Origin of the sequence: Bacteroides sp. 3_1_13 (genome assembly GCF_001185845.1) — a bacterium.
GTDB classification, from domain to species: Bacteria; Bacteroidota; Bacteroidia; order Bacteroidales; family Bacteroidaceae; genus Bacteroides; species Bacteroides xylanisolvens.
In genome coordinates this window covers 1,267,448-1,288,944 of record NZ_KQ236956.1, presented here as the reverse complement: position 1 = coordinate 1,288,944, position 21,497 = coordinate 1,267,448, and the positions used below count along the sequence as shown (strand labels likewise).

The following is a 21,497-nucleotide window of genomic DNA, read 5'->3' as shown; positions in this document are numbered from 1 at the left end:
GCGCATTTTCCCCCTGCCCGTAAAGTGGTGATGTTTCAAGTGAAGCTATCTCAATACGGGTAGCTACAAGAATCCGGTAAGTAGTAGAGTAATCATTTCCATTACTCACGGTTTTAATCTGTTCGATAAATTCGCCATAGGCTTCTTGCATTTCTTCGTTACTTACTTGTTGTGAGGTTCCAGACAATAGCCCGAATATCCTCATTTTCATTAAATCATTCATAACTATAACTTTTTAGGTTAATATATTTATTGTAACCATACTATTTTCCGCCACGCCAATTTTATCGGCTGTCTTTCAGCCGATAAAATAAAAATGCCCGTAAGAAAATATTTTTGTTTTAACATTCCGGTTTATAGAAACATGGCAGAAGAGCCTTCTTGTCGCAGTCCTTACCATGAAGAATACATTCAAACAAGTGTTTCAGGTAATTCTGAGGGTCTATGCCGTTCAACTTACAGCTTTCTATCAGAGAGAAGGTGAATGCAGAGTTTTCTGCCGCATCCTCACTGCCAACGTTCATACAGTTCTTGAGCAGCAGCTTTACAGGTTTCATCCTTTGCTCACAGAGGTTGTTCGAGATTTCTGCTGAACCGTCCTTGAGGATATTTCTCAAGGATTTCCACTGGTTTATCGTATAGTTCACGGCCTTTCTCATCAGTTCGTTAGCCATAATCTTCGCATCCTGCATCATAATGACCACCTTATGATGGATACGTTCAAGAATCGGTCCTGTTAGCTTAAGCCTTCTTTCCTTAATCTGCTCACCGCTGAGTTTCATCATACGGAACAGGTCTTCATTTCTGAACATCTCACCGATAGGATCTATTATGTCCATCGCTGTTCTGTCTGAAGGCAGGGCATCAACCCACAACCTTCTACAATGCGTCCAGCATCCTATATGAAGCACCTTTGAGTCGTCTCCGTCAAACATCCTGTAAACCGTATATCCGTCAGTGGATATGGTTCCCATAAAATATTCCAGGAATGATTTTGCCGCATCGGACGACCTGCTGCCGTTATTATAGTGATAATAGACCATCTTAATATGCTTGGCAAAGAAAGCCCATAAGTACTTTCTCCTGTAAGCCTTACCTTCCTTTGTTTCCACTCCAACAAGCTCAGTAGTCTCATCAACCATAAGGTAATTAGCTCTCTGTACAAACTCCTTGAAGACATCTTCCATGAACTCCCTTAGTTTGGCGATTCCGTTATGGATATAGCTGTTCAGCGTGGTATTGCTTATGTGGATACCCTCTCTTGCAAGCAGTCTTATCTGTCTGTTCTCAGGCATGCTGAAGTCATATTTCAGACAAAGCAGACGGGCAAGCAGTTCAGGAGAGAAGATACCTCCAAGGTTTTTCAGCGGATGTTCCATGGTGCTTGTGAAAGTGCCGTCCGCAAGCTTTACCCTTGCCACCTTGTAAACATGCTCCACGTTATAAGCCCTTACATGTTCTATGACCCTGTATTCCCACACATCAGGCATACCGTTGCGGTTCATAAACCGTCCCCCTTCTGGAAGCGTGTAATACTCGTCCACTTCATGTACTACCACCTTGTCAACTTTCAATTTTGTTTTCCCGGCACGTGGTGCGGTTTCCTTTCTCCTTGAAGGTTTGCTGTTCTGGGCAGGTATGTTGCCGGAAGAGGTATTGCTGCCGGTTTCGTTATCATCGGTCTTATTATTATCATCCTTCCTGTCAGAACCGTCATACTCGGATTGTTCCAGAGCGGACTTGTCGAGATTACGGTTGTTCAACAGCCTTCTTTGCTCGGAAGTACGGCCGAAACGGTGTTTCCTGCTGTCCTCAAGCTGAAGTCTGAGATTGGAGATCTCGTTTGCCAGCATCCTGTTCACCTCATCCTTTGCTTCAAGCTGCTTTCTCATAAGTTCCATTTCTTTCCTGTAATGTTCAACCGTGGTTGACTGCTTTTCGATGGTATCTTTGAGATCATTGATGGTATCTATCAGATTTTTAGAGTTCTCCCTGTTGGATTCTTCAATAGACTCAAGCCTCGCAATCAATTCTTTATTCTGTTTGCGAAGACCTGCCTTTTCCTCATTCGCCAGACCCAGCTGGCAGCAAAGTAACTCGTATGCTCTTTCATCAATCATGATATAAAGGTACGAAAAATCAGGCACTTACGCAAACTTTTTACCGTTTATTTTTTATACTATCCTGTTGATAATCAGTATGTTAATATTAGCCTTTCGGACTAACGTACATCTTGTCAACTACAATGCTTTCCGTAAGATAAGCCATGTCCGACCACTGTATCCGGTAGCACCTGGAGACTTCATCAAATACAGGTTTCTTGAATTTGCCCATAACAGGACGTTTTTCGTAAAGCACATAAAAACCGCGTTCGTAATGAAGTATCTTCACAACCTTTCGGTTCCGGGACATGAACATATATACATTGGACGCATCGCTCGGGTCAAGGGACATTTCTTCCCTTATACTCTCACACAGACGGAAAATGCCTTTCCGCAAATCAACATTACCGTTAAACAGGTAATAGTTAAGGTTAGCACTCAGTCCAAGCATATCATCCTATCATTTTATTAAGCAACAGGCTCAAATCAAGAACGGTGGTGTTTCTCAGGAACAGTGTTGCGCCAGACGCCAGCTGTAACTTGATCCATTTTATTGGTGGTTCACCTTCAGGATGTTTCACGTCCAACTTCACAGTTGGACTATTGCATGGTTTCCCGGTTATCTGGACTTTGGCAACCTTGGGCTGCTCAACCTGGACTGTCTTGCCTAACTTCTCACTCCACAACTGGTGACGCTGCCAGTTCATGAACTTGTCGTAATTTACACCATAATCAGCACAGAACTCTCGAAGATCTTTGGTCTCGCTGCATAACTGGTAGAGGTCATATACCTCCTGATAGTTTACTTTTTCTTTTGCCATAATCATTCTTGTTAAAGGTTACGGCGCAAAGATATGGCGGCTAACAACTTATGTCAAGGCGGAAAATAGAATGGTTACATATTTATTGAAGCATTTGCTTTGCTATTGAATGATTCTATTTATCTGCTATAACTCAGATGGTTTTTTATTTGTTAGACATTGAGACTCTTTTGCAAAATGAGAGAAGTCTGTATATCCCAACTCATCATACGAATTGCTACAGCCTTTAGAGCGGTAATTCATCAAAGCAATTTTAAACCTCAGGGCTCTAAAGCATTGTTTGGGTGACATACCTAATACCTCTTTAAAGTATCTATTTAGTGTAGGTGTTGATACCCCTACTATCTTACTAACCATATTCGATTTGAAGTCACCACAATGAGTAATGTAATAAACTGCTTTAATTACGGTCTCTAATTTATAATCAGACTTGAAGATATCTATATTTGATAGAAGATAGTTTTCTGCATAGCTAACACGTTCATCAAAGGTCTTTTTAGATTTTAGCTCTTCAATAATTGTGTTATCTATATAATTACTCAATGGTTTGTAGCTGTCCAATAAGCAAGGAATATCATCCTTCAAAAACAGATATAACACACCCGGTTTGAATTTAATTGCAAATTCATGTGTTCCCGGTGCATGTATTATGGTTATTGCATCTGTAAGACTACCACATAATTTATCTCCCGTAGTATCTTTGATACCGAGTTTTCTATCCACTTTTAACGTCTGACTTTTATCTGTAAGATTCACAGAGGCGACAATATTTACATTGGGAAGAGCAACTATTGAGAATGGAGTTATTAAATTGTTTTCCGTTGTAATTTCAAAGTAATACTCAACAATATCCCTCAACTCAAAACAGGGATATTTAATCCTTACATGGTCGTTTACTTCATCTTCGTATATAACTTTAGATATCAACATATTATTTTCTGAATAAGTGTAACAACTGTATTCCTAACCCCATAGTTAGCATACGTTCTTTTTTATTTGCTAATAATTTTTGAGTCCAATCAAGTAATCCTCCATCGCCAATTTCATATTCTACACCATCAGCTATAATTTTGACTTTAATTCTCATACCGTAGTAATAGTTATTTTGTGAATCTGATTCGGCAATACGAACATCAAAACCACTATTTTTAATATGTGATAAGCTATTAGATATTAATGGACTGTTGCTGTCATATTCTTTACAAGGAATAATCTCAAAAAACAGATTATTAACCCCAAAAACACTTTTGCATACATCTTGAGTTATAACAAAGTGTTTATGTATCTCTGTTTTCTCAAACTCAAAACTACCCGTATCCATACCGCAGGAAATTAGACACAGAATAGGGAAATGGGGTGTAAAGTTGGGATTAGAGAAAACCTGAGTCCGTATAACTCTCGACACATTGCTGAAATTATATGTTTTCTCCGACAACTCGTTGTTTTTCTTCAATGAAGCGTAATGTAAAGCTATTGAATTTGTTGGGTCTGATTGAACTTCTGTATTTCGGAGTGCTGTAAGAACTTTCTTTTGGTTTACAGTTGCCATTATACTACTTGTACCTAATTGAGCAACAGGAGATAACTCGATTAATTCAAAACTGCTATTTGCTACTATTTTACAACACTCTAACTCTTCTTCTTTAAATTTTAGAAAGTCTAATTGTGCAGGTTTAACGAGTTTGTTTTTAGTATATTTGCCTAATAGTGAAGAGGGAGTTTCTTGCATAACTCGTCTTTCAAACACCTCTAAAAGCAAAGAATTTAACTCTGAACCACTCAATTTATTAGACAGTATATCAACAATTTCATTTAAGTTGTATTTGTCGATTATATGTTTTATTGCTTCATCTTTCATGTTTTCCTTATACTATATATATGTTCATCAAATATTTGTCCTTTTTTTATCACAGACGATTTAATAATAGCCTCTTTCTCAAAACCAACTTTTTCTAATACCTTCATTGATGCCATATTATATTCAAAAATATTTGCATATACTCTTTGTATTCCTAATTGATTAAAAGCCATTTCAACTAACAGTTTAACAGTCGCTGTTGCATATCCATTTCTCCAATATGGCTCGCCAATCCAGTATCCGACCTCTGCATTAATTCTATATACATCGCTTTGAGGATTCAAGCTACAACAACCAATAAATTCATTTTCTGAATATATTCCAAACACGAGTCCTAATTCTCCTGTCTTAGCTAATTCAATAAAAGAAACTGCATTATCAATCGTGTAGGGATGAGGAAATATATCACGTAAGTTTTTAGCAATCTCATAATTATTTGCTAACTGAGATATTACCCAAGGTGATTCATTTTCTATTTTACGCAACTGTATCATATCTATACTTTTATCTTTTTACAAAGATATGCCTATTTATGAGATGATTAGGTGTAAAAATGAATCAAATTTCATATTTACACCTAAAATTGAGAGTTTTGCAAGAGAAATATATTTTATTTAGCAATATAGATTAAACGATTATTTATATCTTTGTAATCAAGTTATTTGAAGCGATGGAAAAACACAGCAGACTAAAGTGGTTCGCTCATTTCTATATCGTTACCCATTACAGTCAATACGCTCTACAAAATTGAGCGTGGACAGGCAAATCCTACTATCGAATTGCAGGTCAAGATCTTAGATGTGTTGGAGTAGAGATTACCTTGGGGGACAAACAACTAAATCGATAAGCGATGCGAAGTGCAAAATATATATAAAAGGTATTGAAGCCGGAACTCTAACAGAGAACGACAATGGGAGTTACTCATTTGAGTATGAACCCAGGTGCAGAATCACACATATTCCTTCCGAAAGTTATACTATTGAAGATGAAGTAGACTATGCATCATTAATTGAATCTGTAAAAAATAGAATAGGGAGTATCCCAGCCATCGAAGTCTTTTTTTCTACAGAGTTTATTTATAAAGAAAAAGGTTCAGATATCAATCTATTTAGTACTATAAATTATGGAATAGATTCTATTCTCTCATTACTTATAGAGCTTGATAAAGAAATCGGTATAGAAGCATCTAAAACACGTAAAATACTTCAAGACAAGATAGCTAAATTAAAGTTTCATAGAATCCCCAAGGATGCATGGTTTATTGATGATTATGTTTTCTATAGGGAAGGTAATGTTTTCGAGAAGGGTGAAAGATTTGAAGTCATTACACCTATTACAACCGGAGTTAAGTATACTCATTTTTGTGAGTTACTTCATGTAGAAATCACAGATGACTTTATACAAGATACTTTTGAGGCATTTAAGCGAATGCATATTGTAAGTTTTTCTAAGCAAAAGAAAATTATGCCTACCTTGCTGACTTTGCATAAAGATGGTGTTTTGTCTATGGTTATGTTTGAATCCTCTATAAAAACGACCACATATAGAAAGATTAATGAGATTGCGTCAGACATAAAAGCAGGAGCTGATATTATTGCTGTTTTTCTTGTGGGAGAGATGATCTATTATAACAACCCTGAATTGCTGAATTTAGACTATAGGCATAGGGTGACAAATTCTCATTCTGAAATGCTGTCTTTCAATATGATAACCAAAGATAATTCTGCACAATATTTGATTAATAGTGAAACTATTATCGATAATTCAAAGGATTGTTTATTTCCCACTCTAATCAAGGTTAAAACAGATGAAAGTATTTCGTTTGTGTATCCAATTGTTGAAGCCTTTTCAATAGCTACTTAAAAGGGATGTCTGCTGTTTCGATACTTTTTTTTATTGCCATACTACTTTTGTTTTGATTATTAATGAAGTTTGGGGCAAAAGTAAAAGCAGGGTGTCTCATTTTATGTGACACCCTATAAAAGAATCACCTATTTTTCTCCTCCTTCATCATCTTCCTCCACCTCTGAAACGCCCTCATTAAACTTTCTTCTTCCACTAACCCTACCATATTATAATGTTCGACAAAAGTTTCCATTGATTTTTTGAACATGATGCCGTGGCAGTATTTATTTTCCAGTAGAAATTCATAAAGTTCGGCCCTCATTTCTACTTCCATTGCTTTTTCAATGATAAGTGCACTGTTATGACCTATATAATTATATACATTTGGATTTTTGCCGTTTCTGGGATGGGGGAGGGTGAAGGTAATATTTCCGGTTTCGTGCCATGAGGCGTTGGGAGGGTGGGGAATGGATAGCTGGTGGAGAAAGTGGTAGATGGGCTGGGTGTCGAGAAGATGGATCGCGGAAAGTGAGGAAGAAGAGCGGTCTGGAGGTACGTCGAGGTGATTTTTGTAGCGCATGTACATGTAAGCCGCTAGATAGGGCTTGATCTGAAAAGTAACTGTAACCATTGTTTTTAGATTTGATTTGTAAAATATTTATCAGTGGAGTACCGTGTTTGATATTGGTATCCGTTTTCTTTTGTTGAAAATTTTACTTAAAAAGAAAGGCCGGGAGGACGCTTTTGTAATGCTTTGCTTTTCAGATAGTTACATAAGTGGGTTTTGGTTTTAAACCAACGGGTCGTTCCTTTTAAAGGAACGACCCGTTGCACACCGAGAAACACCTCGTTGGTTTTAATGCAACGAGGTGCTCCTTAAAATCAAGAGATAAAGCTAGAATAAATCTCTCGAAATTTTGAAATCATAAAATAACTTGTTTGTTTTTGATGTAAATAAATAGTACTATTGTATATTTACTTGTTTTTATCTATATAAAGAAATATACAGAGTGTCATATATGAAGAAATTTTAGATGAAGTCTATTTAACATAGTTTAAATGAGCCTCTTTTATATTTCTGATTTTATTTTATGTTTGAGGGAGATTTAAAATATAATTATAATGTAACTGAAAAGTAGAATAGGAAGGAAATCCAAGTAAAATGGCTAATAATAGCTCCTTAAAACGAAAAAGCACTAAGTTCTATCAGAACTTAGTGCTTTTTCATATTCTATTCTTATTAAAATAAATATATAGTTCTTAAAATACAAATTATATCTCTTTTTCGGATTGTATTTATTAACAGTTCCGGTTTGGTATTATATAATGGAACAAAAGTATATATTCTTTTTGCAAAAAACAACGAAAAGACATATTTTTTTTATGGAATAGTCATCTAAATTGATTGAAAAAGTAAAATCAAGCAACATTTCTTTCCAGAATTACATATTTGATGTAAAAACACTACAAAAACAATGGATTATAATTAAGTTCTGATAGAACTTATCTAAGTGTAAAAAGTGAGTTTAAATGTTTTAGGGCTATTTAATAATTTAAAAAGAGATTTATGAAGAAAAAATTAGCGCTGCTATTTGGATACCTTTTTATAGGTATCGGGCTGATAACAGCTCAAACGCAGAAAGTCACGGGGACAGTGATTTCCGATGATGACAAACAACCTGTTGTAGGGGCTTCAATTGTCGTAAAAGGCACTAACTTAGGTACAATAACAGACATAGACGGGCATTTCACATTATTGGATGTACCACATTCAGCAAAAATATTACAAATCTCTTATATCGGTATGAAAACGGAGTCGGTTTCTGTTCAACCGACTGTTAGAGTTATCTTAAAGTCTGATACACAACTGATGGATGAAGTTGTTGTGGTAGGTTACGGATCAGCAAAGAAACTAGGGTCTGTAGTCGGTTCGGTAACAACGGTAAATAATAGCAAGATAGCCAATAGACCGGTTGCTAATGCCGGAGATGCATTACAAGGTCAAGTTGCCGGTTTACAAGTATTTACTCCCAGTGGAGAACCAAGTGGAAGTGTTGTAATGCGATTGCGTGGAGTCAGCTCGATCAATTCAAATACAGAACCTCTCTTTATTCTCGACGGCTCACCTATATCATCCGGAGCATTTACAGCATTAAATCCGAACGACATCGAAAGCATGACCGTATTGAAAGATGCTTCCTCAACAGCTATATATGGTTCCCGTGCTGCTAATGGTGTGGTGATAATGACTAGCAAGAAAGGAAAAATGGGACAGAAGGCCCGTGTTAGTATCAATGCGCAATATGGCTGGTCGAAAATGACGGGAGATAATATAGAGATGATGAATACCGAACAATGGCTTAACCTGCAGGAAATGCTGGACCCGGGAAAAGCATACGACACTACATTTCAAAAACGGAAGAAGTTCTATATAGATAATGGTATATCTACAGATTGGGCAGATGTTTTCTTCGGAGATGCAGCTCCTACCCAACAATACGATGTAAATGTGGTTGGTGGTTCCGAAGGGATCAACTACTATATTTCATTTGGACATTATGATACAGAGGGAATTATGGACGATTCTTCATTGCGCCGTGAGACTTTGCGCAGTAATGTGGAAGTAAAGGTGACCGACTGGTTGAAAGCTGGGATTAACGTGAACCTTTCCTATCAGAAATATAACACGACAACTTTCGGAACGGAAGCTAACAGCGTTTATAATAAAGCGTATGCTGCCCGTATTTATCGTCCCGACCAAACAATGAACGAGATATTGACCGACGAAGAAGGCAACTTTACAGGATATGGAAAACGATTGGACTATTTTGACGATATGGGATATTATAATCCGTATTACCTGTCAGAACTTCAACCTAATGACCGGAGTACGGTACGTATCAATGGCAATACCTTCTTTAATATAAACCCGATAAAAGGATTGAATATACGTACCTCGCAGGCAGTAGATGCCTTTGATTATCGTAACTCCCATAAAGCCTATCCGGAAGGCCCTTTTGAAGGGGCAGGGGTGGCGTCCGAGTCTTTCGAACGTTATTATTCATTTACTTTCACCAATACGGCGGAATATAAGTTCAGTCTGTCAGACAAGCATCTTTTTACCGTGTTGGCAGGCCAGGAGTCCATTATCACAAAGAATGAGAATTTCTCGGCAACTTCTAAAAAAATGGTAGACTCACAAATGATGCTGATGGCAGCTGGAGCAGAGTCAGAAGTGCCGATACATTCGATGTATGACAAGGTTTTCAATTCTTATTTCGGCACAATCAGTTATAGTTTTGCTGATCGCTATTATGTCGATTTGGCAGCACGGCGGGACGGTTCTTCTCTGTTTGCCAAAAACAACCAGTGGGCAAACTTTTATTCTTTGGGAGCCATGTGGGATATGAGAAAAGAGAATTTCCTGCAGAACGTTTCATGGTTGAACAGTTTACAGTTGAAGGTGAGCTATGGAACAACTGGTAATTCCGGTATCAGCGCCTATAATGCGTTGGCATTGGTTGGTTCCGGTTTGCTGTATAACGGACAACCGGGTATTGCTCCTTCTACCGTCGGAAATGATAACCTGACATGGGAAAGTATGAAAACACTGAATGTAGGCATCAGTACAAGAGTGTTTGACCGCTTTTCTGTAGAACTGGAATTTTATAACCGTCAGACGGATGATATGTTGATGGGGTATCCATTGTCATATACTACCGGACACGGAAGCAGTGTGGAAAATGTAGCAAGTATGCGTAATCGTGGTTTCGATATTACTCTGGGAGTGGATATTCTGAAAACGAGAGATTTTTCATGGAGTGTCTCCGGAAACCTGAATTATAATAAGAATGAAATAACTAAACTGTTTAACGGATTGGATGAATATACCTTGCCTGATACCGGTTTGAAGATGAAGGTCGGCAAACCTTGGGGAGAATATTACTATGTGAAATGGGCAGGAGTCGATCCGCGTGACGGATATAATATGTGGTACGACAAAAATGGAAATCTGACGAAGAGTTACTCCGAAGAAGATGCAGTTTTTGTCGGTAAACAACGCTATGCACCATGGTCCGGTGGCTTTGGCACCCAGTTCGGATGGAAAGGGATTTCTGTTAGTGCCGACTTCTCTTTTATGCTAGGCCAGTATATGTTGAATAATGAGCGCTTTTTTACAGAGAATCCCACTTTTGCAGGTTCGGACAATCAAACTGTAGAAATGCTTACCATGTGGCAGAAGCCGGGAGATATAACCAGAATTGCCACTCCCGACTCCCCGATGCAGTTTGATACGCATTTACTGGAAAATGCTTCATTTATGCGTATGAAAAACCTGACTATCGGGTACACCCTTCCGGCCAAACTGATTCAGAAAACAGGAGTAATCAGTAACGCCAGAATCTACTTTGTAGGACGTAATTTACTCACAGTGACTAAATATAAAGGATATGACCCGGAAGTAGACAGTAATATCCAATTGGGTAACTATCCCAATACGAAACAATATTCTTTCGGAGTCGAACTAACTTTCTAAAAACATAAAGAATGGTGAATATGAAGAAAATATCTATGATAGCATTGACTATACTGACACTTGGGGTGACTTCTTGTGATATGGATAAAATGCCATACGATGCTGTTCCTACAGAAGAAGCGTTAACGACCATAGTCGGTTTTGAAGAAGCACGTGCCGGTATCTATTCCGTATATTTAGGACTGACAGGAGGAAGCTATGTATTAGCTCCGGAAGTTCAGGCAGATGCCTTTAATGCAGTGGCGGATTTCTCTAATAAATATGGTGAGTTGCACCGTTGGACTTTCGAGAGTACCAACTCTACCGTAGAAACAATCTGGTCGAACTACTATGCCGCTATCGGACGTGTCAACTTCTTTATTGACGGGGTAGGTAAGATCGATGAGAACCCGGAAATCGAATTGACTGAAACCCAGAGACAACAGATCAATGTGTATGAGGGGGAAGCGTATTTTACAAGAGCATACTGCTACTTTTATCTGGCTACTTTATTTTGCCGCGATTACGATGTAGCTACCGCAGCAAGTACTCCGGGACTGCCGCTTCAGGTAAAATATGAGCCTAAACTTTCTGCTACCCAATATCCGGGACGATCTTCACTGGAAGATACTTACAAACGGATATTGGAGGACCTCGAAGAAGCCGAAGAACGTATAGAGACTGCAAAAAATGGCATTGCTGATTATGACAGGTATATTAATGGTGCATACGTGACAGTCAACACGGCTCCCAAGAATTGTGGGAATTATATCACGGTAGATGTAGTGACTGCCTTGAAAGCGCGTGTTGCCCTACAAATGGACGACTATGAAAATGCAGCCAAATATGCAGGTGACCTGGTTAATTCGAACAGATATCCATTATCGAACACAGCAACAGATTTTGAAAGCGTATGGAAGAATGACAAGGGAACGGAAACCATCTGGCAGATTGCCATGACTAGTGCCGACGATGCCGGTGTACCTCTGGGGACTATTTTCATTGGTTATCCGACTACAAAGAAGGATTATATTCCTACACAAACACTGATTGACTTATACAATGAAAAAGATATCCGGCTAAAGACTTATTTCGGAAAATATCACTTAACCGTATCGTCAGGTAATGCGGCGGATATCTATTTCTTTAATAAATATCCAGGCAATGAATATTACAATGCATTAGGAAGCGAAACACGCTATTTGAATCAGCCGAAACCATTCCGAATTGCTGAAATGTATCTGATTGCCACTGAAGCTAATGCAAAGATTGGAACGGCAGCTGCTGTGAAAAAGGGTAATGACGCTTTGAATGCATTAAAAAAAGCGCGAATTGAGGGATGGACTGATGCAACCTACGATCAGGAAGCTTTATTAAATGAAATCATGAACGAACGGGAACGGGAGCTTGTAGGTGAGGGATACCGGTTGATGGACCTGAAGCGTTGGGGGAAAGGTGTGAAGCGTGGAAAACCGCAAAGCAAAGGACTGGTGCTTTTCCCGGGACAAGCAAGTACTGACGGACTGGATAAACCTGTGGATGACCAGCGGATGCTTTGGCCTATTCCTAAAACAGAAATGGATGCCAACCCTCAATTGGCAGGTCAGCAAAATCCGGGATATTAATCAATGAATAACGTAAATTATCAAACACTTGAGTAAAATGAACTATCTGAAAATATACACCCTTTTTCTATGTGCCGTTCTGATCGCCGCCTGTTCGGACGATGAGGAACAGTTTAATTCCGGAGCGGCTACGGTAAACTTGCAGGAAACTGCAATGACGGTGAAAGAATCTGCCGGTTTGTGTACTGTGCCTGTTGTTGTGACGGGCGAACATACCGGAACTATCCGTGTGACGTTCGAATTAAAAGATCATAACGCCAAAGAGGATGAAAACTATATTGTCACAACCAAAACGTTACTTATTCCTGCCGGGCAGGAAACAATGAATTTTGAGTTTAAGACCGTTGATGACAAGCTTGTTAATGACGACCGTTCTTTTGATGTTGAAATTGCTGATGTGAAAGGGGCGTCTATTGGTGAGAACAAGCGACTGACGGTGACTATCAAAGACAATGATTCCAGTTTTTATGAAACGCTTTCAGGAACTTGGATATTTACCGGAACGGCTTCTGCCACCAATGTTTCCAATGTGCAAGTGGGATTCTCCGTAAGAGTAAATACAGCGGAAGAAGGCACGGAGGCATACGAGCACTATCTGGTCTGTTCGAATAAGAATGGATTTGATCCGGATAATGATATTGAATGGGAATTTAGTTGGCGGTTGCATTATGAATATGATTCGGAGGCGCAGAAAACCTACCTGTCCATTGTACCGGGTGAAGATGTCGCTTCTTATGGTCCGTATACCATTCGTTTCAGGAGACTGGCATTAGACGGAAGTACTTCTGACGTATATCGTGGAGAATATGATGCCGAAACTAAAACAGTCACTTTCGAGAATGCCAATCTAATTGGTGATATGTATAAGGACGGACTGATACAAATACAGAAATTCAGGCTATTTGGCTGTAAAATGGAACACATCAGATAAAAACAAGATTATTAACATAACAAATAAAAAGAACTTATGAGAGCACTAATTGTCTGCATTACACTGTTGTTTGCTTTGTTAACCTGTACTATGGCACAAATACCATCGGTTAAGGTTGAAGATACTAAGGGGGCACAAGTTAACACTGCATCCTTGGTTAATCACAAAACGCCTATGATTATTTCTTTTTGGGCAACAACCTGTAAACCTTGTATTCGTGAATTGGATGCCATAAATGAACAATTGCCCGATTGGTTGGAAGAAGCCAATTCCGTGTAGTAGCTGTTTCGACAGATGACAGCCGTTCTACAGCTAAAGCGCGTGCATTGGCAGAGGGACATGGATGGGATGATTTTATCATGCTGTATGATAAAAATCAGGAATTTATGCGAGCTATGAATGTAAGCCTGACTCCACAGGTATATGTGGTGGATGCTGACGGGAAAATAGTCTATTCACATACCGGATATGCGCCGGGAAGTGAGCTGGAACTACTGAAAGCAATAAAAAAACTACAGAAATAGAAACTGTTATTATCCATAGATAAACGCAATGACATGACTAAAATAAGAATTCAGGTGTTGGCTTTGTTAGCGTTAACATCGACATTGACCTATGCGCAGGAAGATAACAAGAAAGGTTATCTGACAGGGAGCTTTGAGACGAATACGATATATTACAAAGATGATAGTAAAACAGAAGCGGAATCACCGGAAGATCATTTCGGATCGAACAATTATCTGAAACTGGATTACTATCAGGGTAAGTTTGCCGTAGGTGTACAGTTGGAAGCCTATGAACCGGTACTGGTGGGATACCCGGCAGAATTGGAGAAAGCAAAGCTGACCAATTATTATGTATCCTGGGCTGATAAGGATTTTTCCGTAACAGCGGGTACGTTTTATGAGCAGTTCGGGAGTGGACTACTATTTCGTAGCTGGGAGGATCGTATGCTGGGATTAAATAATGCAGTGATGGGAGCACGTTTTACCTACAATTACAAGAATATTGTGGGGTTGAAAGCCATTTGGGGTACTCCACGTTTTGGTATGGACTTTTCCGATACACAAGTACGTGGCATAGATGTAAGTTTCTCCTTATCTGAAATGCTTAGTTGGCAAAATACGTCCTTGAGTATCGAAGGAGGGGCGTTGAACCGGTATGAGAAGATCAGTATTGACCTTGAAGAAGAAGGAGGAAAACCTTATTCGAACGGTTTTTCGGGGCGGGTTAATTTTGAACGCTCCGGATTTACGGTAAAAGGTGAATATGTAGATGGTGGCAATAAGTATTATGATTTCATTCATGATGACAAGCTTTATGCGAAGAAACGTGCCAATGCGCAACTGTTGGAACTGGGATATAGCGGTAACGGGTTGGGAATAAATCTGACCGGACGTCGATTGGAATGGATGAACAGTGAGATTATTGCCGGTAATGGTTCGACTTCGAATCTGTTGAATTATGTCCCGGCTATGAGTACGCAATATACCTATATGCTGACCAACTTGCATCCTCACACTCCACAAACAGGAGAGGTGACAAAAGCAATCAGCGGGGAGATGGGCGGACAACTGGATGTTTTTTATCATTTCAAAAGAGGAACGGTCATCGGAGGCAAACGCGGTTTGAAATTACATGCAAACTTTTCTTCCTATTATGCTTTAGAAAAAGAAGGTACAGCCCAGATAGGCAACTTGTCATTCCGTGATTTTAGTATTGATGTGGAAAAGCAATGGACGAAGTCATTCAAAATGAATTTGCTTTATTCCATGCAAGAATATAGTCCTTCGTACGGAGCGAATAAGGCGACCAACCTGTCGAATATTTTTGTAGCAGATTTACAATATAAGTTCACACCTTCTTTTTCAACTCGCATGGAGTTGCAATACCTAACTACAAAGGAAGATCAAAAGGACTGGATGGCGGCCCTGTTGGAAATAAATTTTGCTCCGGCATGGAGTATTTATGGAAGTGATATGTATAATCACGGCAAGGAGAAAATCCATTATTACAATGTGGGAGCCAGTTATGCCAAATCCCGTACGCGTGTAGCTTTGAGTTATGGTCGTAACAGGGAAGGGTATGTCTGTTCCGGTGGAGTTTGCCGGACGATTCCTAAATATACAGGGGCTAACCTGACTATAACGACTTCATTTTGAGTTTATCGAAACATTTATTAATTAGAATATAGAATATGAGAAAATTTACAATGTTTTTTATGTCAAGTCTGATATGCATGTGCGGATGTTTTACAGCGTGCAGCGGCAATTCAGACGACAATGGTGAAGAGCCGGACAACGGCGAAGTGACAGGACCTATTACTTTGACTGTGGATAAAGCCAAGATTGAAGCTAACGGGACAGATATGGCGACTTTTACGGTGACTGATGCCAAAGGGAAAGTACTGACGACCTCTGAATATATGAAGAATGTATATTTTGAAGATGTTACTACCGGTGATTATCTGGAGAGACGGACCAATACGTTCGTGTCAGTAGAAAACGGGACTCATAAGTTTAAAGCATATTATCTGGACTGGGAGTCGGATGAAGTTTCCGTAACCGCACAGAATCGTAAGAATTATGAACTTTTCTATCGCAAGGTGGGTGTTTTTAAAATGACCGGGACTTGGTGTACCTATTGTCCGGCCATGACTTCGGCATTAAAGAAGGTAGAAGAACTGATGCCGGGTCGTATGGTGAAAATGGCTTTTCATTCTTCCAGCAGTTCAGCGACTGATCCCTTCCATTTGTCACAGACAAGCACCATCATGAGCCGTTTTGGAGCATCCGGCTTTCCTACCTGTATTTATGATTTAAAAGTGATGTCAATAGACAGGAATGTGAGTGCTATCAAACAGACATTACAAAGCCAAATTAGAAAATATCCGGCTACATGCGGAATCAAGGTAAATACATCCTATAATTCTTCTACTGGCGAAATTACGGTAAATGCTGCATTGAAGTCGAGCGAGGGAGGAGAATATGACCTGGTTTATGTCTTGGTGACTGATGGCTTGACAGCATCCGGAGGAAATGAGAACTCATACGATTATACGGTAAAAGCTATTTCCAACAATTATCTGTCGATGTCAACTGACGGACGGTTTACTGTGGATGCAAATCAGGAGCACACTGCCGCTACTTTCAGCATTTCTAATGCAAAGAACCTGAATCCTGCCACATCGCGTGTAGTGGTTTATGCATTACGTAAAGTAGATGACGCATATATGGTGGATAATATAACCGAATGTTCTATCAACGGTAGCATAGACTATCTCTATAATGATTGAGGCTTATGAAGAAATTATACTCGACAATTCTACCAATTGTAATGATCCTTTGTTTAGCAATGCTGTCATCCTGTTCCGGTAGTTCGGACGAAACGGAGAATGGAGGGACGGATGACGGCATTTTGCGGATTACAGCCGATAAGACGGCTATACAGGCAGATGGGGTAGAAAAAGTGACCTTTACGGTCAAACTGGGCACACAAGATGTAAGCGAAGAAAGCACGATGAATCTGATTCTGGTAAAGGAGTCGGGAGAAGAAAATCTGGATTATGGCGTTCGTGCTTTCAGCACTTCAGTGCCGGGTACGTATGTTTTTAAAGCCCGCTATTATGAGGGAAAAGCAATGGTTAGTGAAAATGAAGTGACCGTTCAGGTTACTCCCGTATCAGGAGGAACCAGCTATTATCATAAATTACTGGGGATGCAGTTTACTTCTGTCGGGTGTCAGGCTTGTCCGGCACTTAGCACTACATTGAAAGCAATTCAGAATGAACAACCGGGACGACTGGCGGTAGCTTCTTACCACATGGATTTCGGGGGAATGACGGATCCCATGAGTACGGCAGCTACCAATAATTACCGGACTAATATTCTCGGCAATTTCTCCGGACTGCCTCGTCTCTTTTACAATCTGCGTAAAGGTACTAAAGAAATGATCAGTATCAAGAGCCAGATTGAAGAGGAACTTCAAAAAGAACTAAGTAACTATCCGGCTTCTTGCGGGGTAGCGATTGAATCTGTATATAATGCTTCTGACCGTACGGTGACGATTACTGCCAAATTAACTTCCAACGTAACAAATACCTATCGTTGTTTGATTTATCTGGTAGAGGATGGTATCAAATACTTTCAAACGAATGGAGGAAATGATTATACTCATAATAATGTAGTACGTGCAGTGGTGTCCACATCGTTGAACGGCGACCGTTTCAATGGAGAAGTAAATGCGGGAATAGAATCTACCATGCAACGATCTTGTCAGTTGGAATCGGGATGGAATGCGGATAATATGCGTGTGATTGTGTCGATGTTGACAACGCTGGATGGGGGAAAAACTTATACGTGTAACAACGTAAATGAGTGCAAACTTGGAGAATCGGCAGATTACTTGTATAACGAATAAAGACGAGTTATGTGTATAAATGTCTATAAAATAATATTGCTGGTCTGTATATGCTGTGTAGGAATCTTCTGGATTTCCTGTTCTGGCAATTCCGATGATTCGGAGCAGACAGAAGTGATTTTGAGCGTCAATAAAAATACGTTGACTGCTGACGGAAAGGATGTTATAACCTTTACGGTAATGCATGCGGGAATAGATGTAACAGCTGATGCAATCATCCGTTCCGTGATGGATGGGCAAACCTTGGATGGAAGCACGTTTTCCACTTCTAAAGCCGGAACCTATGCTTTTGAGGCATCTTATGGTAACTATGTATCTAAATTGATAACAGTAGTTGCGAGTGCCGCATCAGGTACACCTTCTAAGTTTGTAAGACGCATTTGTGCAATGGAGTTTACCGGAACATGGTGTGCCATGTGTCCGGCAGGAATGACTCGCCTGAACTATCTGATAAGTTCGAGTTATGAGGGAGTTATTTATCTGATGTCATTTCATGTCGATGGAACAAGTGCTGATCCGATGACAATCGAACAGTCTTCGATCCTTTCCAGAAAGTTTTCTATCTCCGGTTATCCTTCATGTGTGGTTGATATGCGTGGGACAATGGGACTATCTGAAAACTATAGTGTCATGCGGGCTATATTTAATGAGTCTTTGGAGGAGTATCCCGCATCATGTGGAGTGGCCATCCAGTCACAATATAACGGACAGGCTGATGTGACAGTGAGGATTACGTCAGAAAAAGACGCTGAATATCGTTTGATTTTATATGCGGTAGAAAACGGATTGAAGTACCAACAGAATGACGGGGGAATTTATCGTGATTACACACATAACCATGTGGTACGTAAATTACTGTCTGCTACCGTTGATGGCGATAAATTGGGATATATAGCGACCGGTAAGGAGTCGAGCAGGAGTTATACTGTTATAATGGAAGAAGAATGGAATGCGGAGAATCTTTCTTTTTATGCATTGGTTACTGATGAAAACGGATATGTAAATAATTTGGCTGTCTGCAAGGCAATTGATGGAGATGCCGATTATGAATATGTAAATGATTAATTACATTTATCACTTTTAATTATGAAGAAGAATTTATTTAGTTTATTACTCATGTTGGGATTTATCTTTGTGATAAGTTCTATGATCCTTTCGTGTTCGGATGGTGATGAACCGAGTGTAGAACCTGATGTACCTGTGAATCCAGATGTGCCGCTTCCTCCAAACCCTACACCTATCAAATGGGTTGAAAATGAAGTGGACGGCGGCGAACGAGGAGTAGGTATAAAAGTTACCAGTAACACTGAACATAATTTTGTATTTGAGTGTACTCCGGGTTCTAAAGTCCAATCTTATCGGTTGGATGTATATCCTTTATGCCGCATGTACAATTACCTGTTGGAAAGTGTAGGGGCAGGAGTACAGGCAACAGAGGAGGAAGTGGAAGATTTAATAATGGAGGCTATTTATAATTCTGAAGGTGCAGGTGCATATACGTTTAGTCGATCTACTTTAGGAGATAGTTATCCGAATGCAGAATTTGACTGGGTAAATTCCAAATATGCTCAATCGGAGATTGTACCGGGAGCGGAATACCTGATTATAACAGTCGGTTGTAATGATGAAGGCGGACAGAATCCGGCGGATATGAAAATCTGTTATCTAAAAACACCAGTTCAGAGTGTAATAGGCACTCCTCGTGTGGATATTGATGTTACTACAAGTTATCATGCAGTCGGTATCCAATACCTCCCCAATACGGATAGTAAATATTTTTATCAATTCTGTGGAGATTCAGAACCTATTGATGCATTTATAAATACGTATGGAAAGTCGATGTATATAGACTTTATGAGACACTGGATTCAAAAAGCGGAAGATGCACAGGTTCCTCAAGAGGAATTGTATTATACGGTAGATTTCGGTTATACGGCAGATGCAAAAAGAATGATAACCGCTACCAGCATCGGACTGGATGAGAACAAGACTCCGGGTGAGTATGTCCGTCAGGACTTTCATTTGAAAGAAATAGGCCCGAATGCAGAATTACCAGAGTGCAAACTGGAAATTAGCAGGATTGGTGCTTCCATGGTTGATATGAATGTGGAAATGGAAGATAATTGCGTAGCCATGTTTTATCGTATATTTAAGGCTTCGGAGTGGGCTCCTTATGAAAATGCAGATGAAGCAACCATGACTACTTTAGCACGGACTTTAGACCAGGAAGGATGGGGTGTGAAAAATACGAATTTTGCTCAAAAAGGTTCCTATAAAGGTACAGAATTCCAATTTGATTTGCTTCCTGATGCTCCTTATGTCGTGGCTTACATTGGGCGTAATGAGTATGGGCAGTTATCCAAAGAAGTAAAGCATGCTTCATTTTCTACCAAAGCGCGTATTACTGATACTCCGGATGCATCTGAAGCTGATATTGATATAACGATCACTGATCCGGGACGTACAAGTCTGAAACTGAATTATTCATATAATCAGAAAACAGCCGTATTCTATCATCAGTATATTATGACACCGGATTTACTGGAAGATGCTAATAAAGCGGAATTAATCAATTATTTATTGTCTGAAGACTCTAATGTATGGCCTGCTGATGCAACAGGAGGGGTGGAAAGTTTCACTTGGACAGGATTAGACCCGGCTACCGAATATATATTTGCATATATGGCTGAAGACTGGAATGGCGTATTGACGGATGTGAAGATTGTAAAAGCTACCACTGAAGCAATTGTGGCAGGTCCGAATCCGACGATACAACTGAATGCCTACATGAGTGATTTGGGTAACTTTACAGTTCAGTATTCTATTGTGAAGGATGTTGCCAAACTATATTATGCCATAACAGAAGATAACTATTCCGCAAGTGGTGATTATACTTACCAGGAATGTATGGATGTATGGAAAGAAGAGTGTCTAGATTATGGTATATCTGGTGTTAACTCAACTACTCAATCATATGATAAGACAAGTGAAGCCAAACGACTGGTTGCCCTATGTGTACCTATTGGTGCCGATGCTGATGGAAATGAAGTGATTGGCGATCTTTATACAGTATTCTATGATAAAGAGAAAGGTATCATTACTGATCCTTCCGTATTATTCCCGGATGCTCCGAAGTTGAAGGAGGGAATAAAGGGAACAGTGAAACCTCAAGTAGTGAAGAAAGATAACCGGATTCCTGCAAATACGATTATTAAGGAAAAAGTGGATAAGAGTACTCCTGGTGCGATGATGAGCGGAAGTACTATTTATCTTGATTTGAAAAAATTGGGTAAACATCCTCACGCCAAATAATATAGTATTGGCACAATTATTCCGCACGATAGCGTGAAAGTCTGTCGTGCGGTTTTCTCTAATCATCT

General features: G+C 39.5%; 16 protein-coding genes and 2 pseudogenes. 10 read left to right on the top strand and 8 right to left on the bottom strand.

What is annotated here, in order from left to right; all coding sequences use genetic code 11:
- Window positions 1-7: 7 nt before the first annotated feature.
- The 7 genes and pseudogenes from HMPREF9009_RS17820 to HMPREF9009_RS17790 all read right to left on the bottom strand — a co-directional run.
- Window positions 8-223, bottom strand: a pseudogene (locus tag HMPREF9009_RS17820) (hypothetical protein); the annotation flags it as partial.
- 118 nt (window positions 224-341) lie between these two features.
- Window positions 342-2,120: an IS66 family transposase gene (gene tnpC, locus HMPREF9009_RS17815; protein WP_004300191.1), complete on the bottom strand. Its 1,779-nt coding sequence runs from the start codon at window positions 2,118-2,120 to the stop codon at window positions 342-344.
- An 88-nt stretch (window positions 2,121-2,208) separates the two neighbouring features.
- Window positions 2,209-2,553 carry an IS66 family insertion sequence element accessory protein TnpB gene (tnpB, locus tag HMPREF9009_RS17810; RefSeq protein ID WP_004297053.1) on the bottom strand — a complete coding sequence of 115 codons (345 nt, stop codon included), beginning with the start codon at window positions 2,551-2,553 and terminating at the stop codon, window positions 2,209-2,211.
- A gap of 1 nt (window position 2,554) precedes the next feature.
- On the bottom strand, window positions 2,555-2,923 hold the full coding sequence (locus HMPREF9009_RS17805) for a hypothetical protein (protein WP_170834904.1): 369 nt from the start codon (window positions 2,921-2,923) through the stop codon (window positions 2,555-2,557).
- A gap of 126 nt (window positions 2,924-3,049) precedes the next feature.
- Complete coding sequence (locus tag HMPREF9009_RS17800; RefSeq protein ID WP_049702897.1) at window positions 3,050-3,853, bottom strand: helix-turn-helix domain-containing protein; 804 nt, start codon at window positions 3,851-3,853, stop codon at window positions 3,050-3,052.
- 1 nt (window position 3,854) lies between these two features.
- Complete coding sequence (locus HMPREF9009_RS17795; RefSeq protein ID WP_049702896.1) at window positions 3,855-4,781, bottom strand: hypothetical protein; 927 nt, start codon at window positions 4,779-4,781, stop codon at window positions 3,855-3,857.
- The gene (locus HMPREF9009_RS17790; RefSeq protein WP_049702895.1) at window positions 4,778-5,275 is read right to left on the bottom strand and encodes a GNAT family N-acetyltransferase; all 498 of its coding nucleotides are present in this window, start codon (window positions 5,273-5,275) and stop codon (window positions 4,778-4,780) included. Before HMPREF9009_RS17790 ends, HMPREF9009_RS17795 begins: the two co-directional genes overlap by 4 nt.
- Before the next feature lie 304 nt (window positions 5,276-5,579).
- Between HMPREF9009_RS17790 and HMPREF9009_RS17785 the strand changes: the two genes are divergently transcribed.
- Window positions 5,580-6,644 carry a hypothetical protein gene (locus HMPREF9009_RS17785; protein ID WP_049702894.1) on the top strand — a complete coding sequence of 355 codons (1,065 nt, stop codon included), beginning with the start codon at window positions 5,580-5,582 and terminating at the stop codon, window positions 6,642-6,644.
- Between the two features lie 124 nt (window positions 6,645-6,768).
- On the opposite strand, the gene HMPREF9009_RS17780 is transcribed toward HMPREF9009_RS17785, so the two are convergent.
- Entirely contained in the window at window positions 6,769-7,257 is a 489-nt protein-coding gene (locus tag HMPREF9009_RS17780) for a hypothetical protein (protein ID WP_008775756.1), read from the bottom strand.
- A gap of 936 nt (window positions 7,258-8,193) precedes the next feature.
- Here HMPREF9009_RS17780 and HMPREF9009_RS17775 point away from each other — a divergent pair.
- From HMPREF9009_RS17775 to HMPREF9009_RS17735, 9 genes and pseudogenes are all read left to right on the top strand, one after another.
- Window positions 8,194-11,163 (top strand): SusC/RagA family TonB-linked outer membrane protein, encoded by a 2,970-nt coding sequence (locus HMPREF9009_RS17775; RefSeq protein ID WP_049702893.1) that lies wholly within the window; start codon window positions 8,194-8,196, stop codon window positions 11,161-11,163.
- A gap of 20 nt (window positions 11,164-11,183) precedes the next feature.
- Window positions 11,184-12,767, top strand: coding sequence for a RagB/SusD family nutrient uptake outer membrane protein (locus HMPREF9009_RS17770; protein WP_232313602.1), 1,584 nt, complete (start codon window positions 11,184-11,186; stop codon window positions 12,765-12,767).
- Between the two features lie 37 nt (window positions 12,768-12,804).
- Entirely contained in the window at window positions 12,805-13,698 is an 894-nt protein-coding gene (locus HMPREF9009_RS17765; protein WP_049702891.1) for a Calx-beta domain-containing protein, read from the top strand.
- Between the two features lie 36 nt (window positions 13,699-13,734).
- Window positions 13,735-14,222, top strand: a pseudogene (locus tag HMPREF9009_RS17760) (TlpA family protein disulfide reductase).
- A gap of 33 nt (window positions 14,223-14,255) precedes the next feature.
- Window positions 14,256-15,860 carry a DUF6029 family protein gene (locus HMPREF9009_RS17755; protein ID WP_049702890.1) on the top strand — a complete coding sequence of 535 codons (1,605 nt, stop codon included), beginning with the start codon at window positions 14,256-14,258 and terminating at the stop codon, window positions 15,858-15,860.
- A 35-nt stretch (window positions 15,861-15,895) separates the two neighbouring features.
- A complete protein-coding gene (locus HMPREF9009_RS17750; RefSeq protein ID WP_049702889.1) occupies window positions 15,896-16,993 on the top strand; it encodes an Omp28-related outer membrane protein in 1,098 nt (365 codons plus the stop codon).
- Window positions 16,994-16,998: 5 nt separating this feature from the next.
- Entirely contained in the window at window positions 16,999-18,117 is a 1,119-nt protein-coding gene (locus HMPREF9009_RS17745) for an Omp28-related outer membrane protein (RefSeq protein ID WP_049702888.1), read from the top strand.
- Between the two features lie 9 nt (window positions 18,118-18,126).
- Window positions 18,127-19,182 (top strand): Omp28-related outer membrane protein, encoded by a 1,056-nt coding sequence (locus tag HMPREF9009_RS17740; RefSeq protein ID WP_049702887.1) that lies wholly within the window; start codon window positions 18,127-18,129, stop codon window positions 19,180-19,182.
- 21 nt (window positions 19,183-19,203) lie between these two features.
- The gene (locus tag HMPREF9009_RS17735; protein WP_049702886.1) at window positions 19,204-21,429 is read left to right on the top strand and encodes a hypothetical protein; all 2,226 of its coding nucleotides are present in this window, start codon (window positions 19,204-19,206) and stop codon (window positions 21,427-21,429) included.
- Window positions 21,430-21,497: the final 68 nt, after the last annotated feature.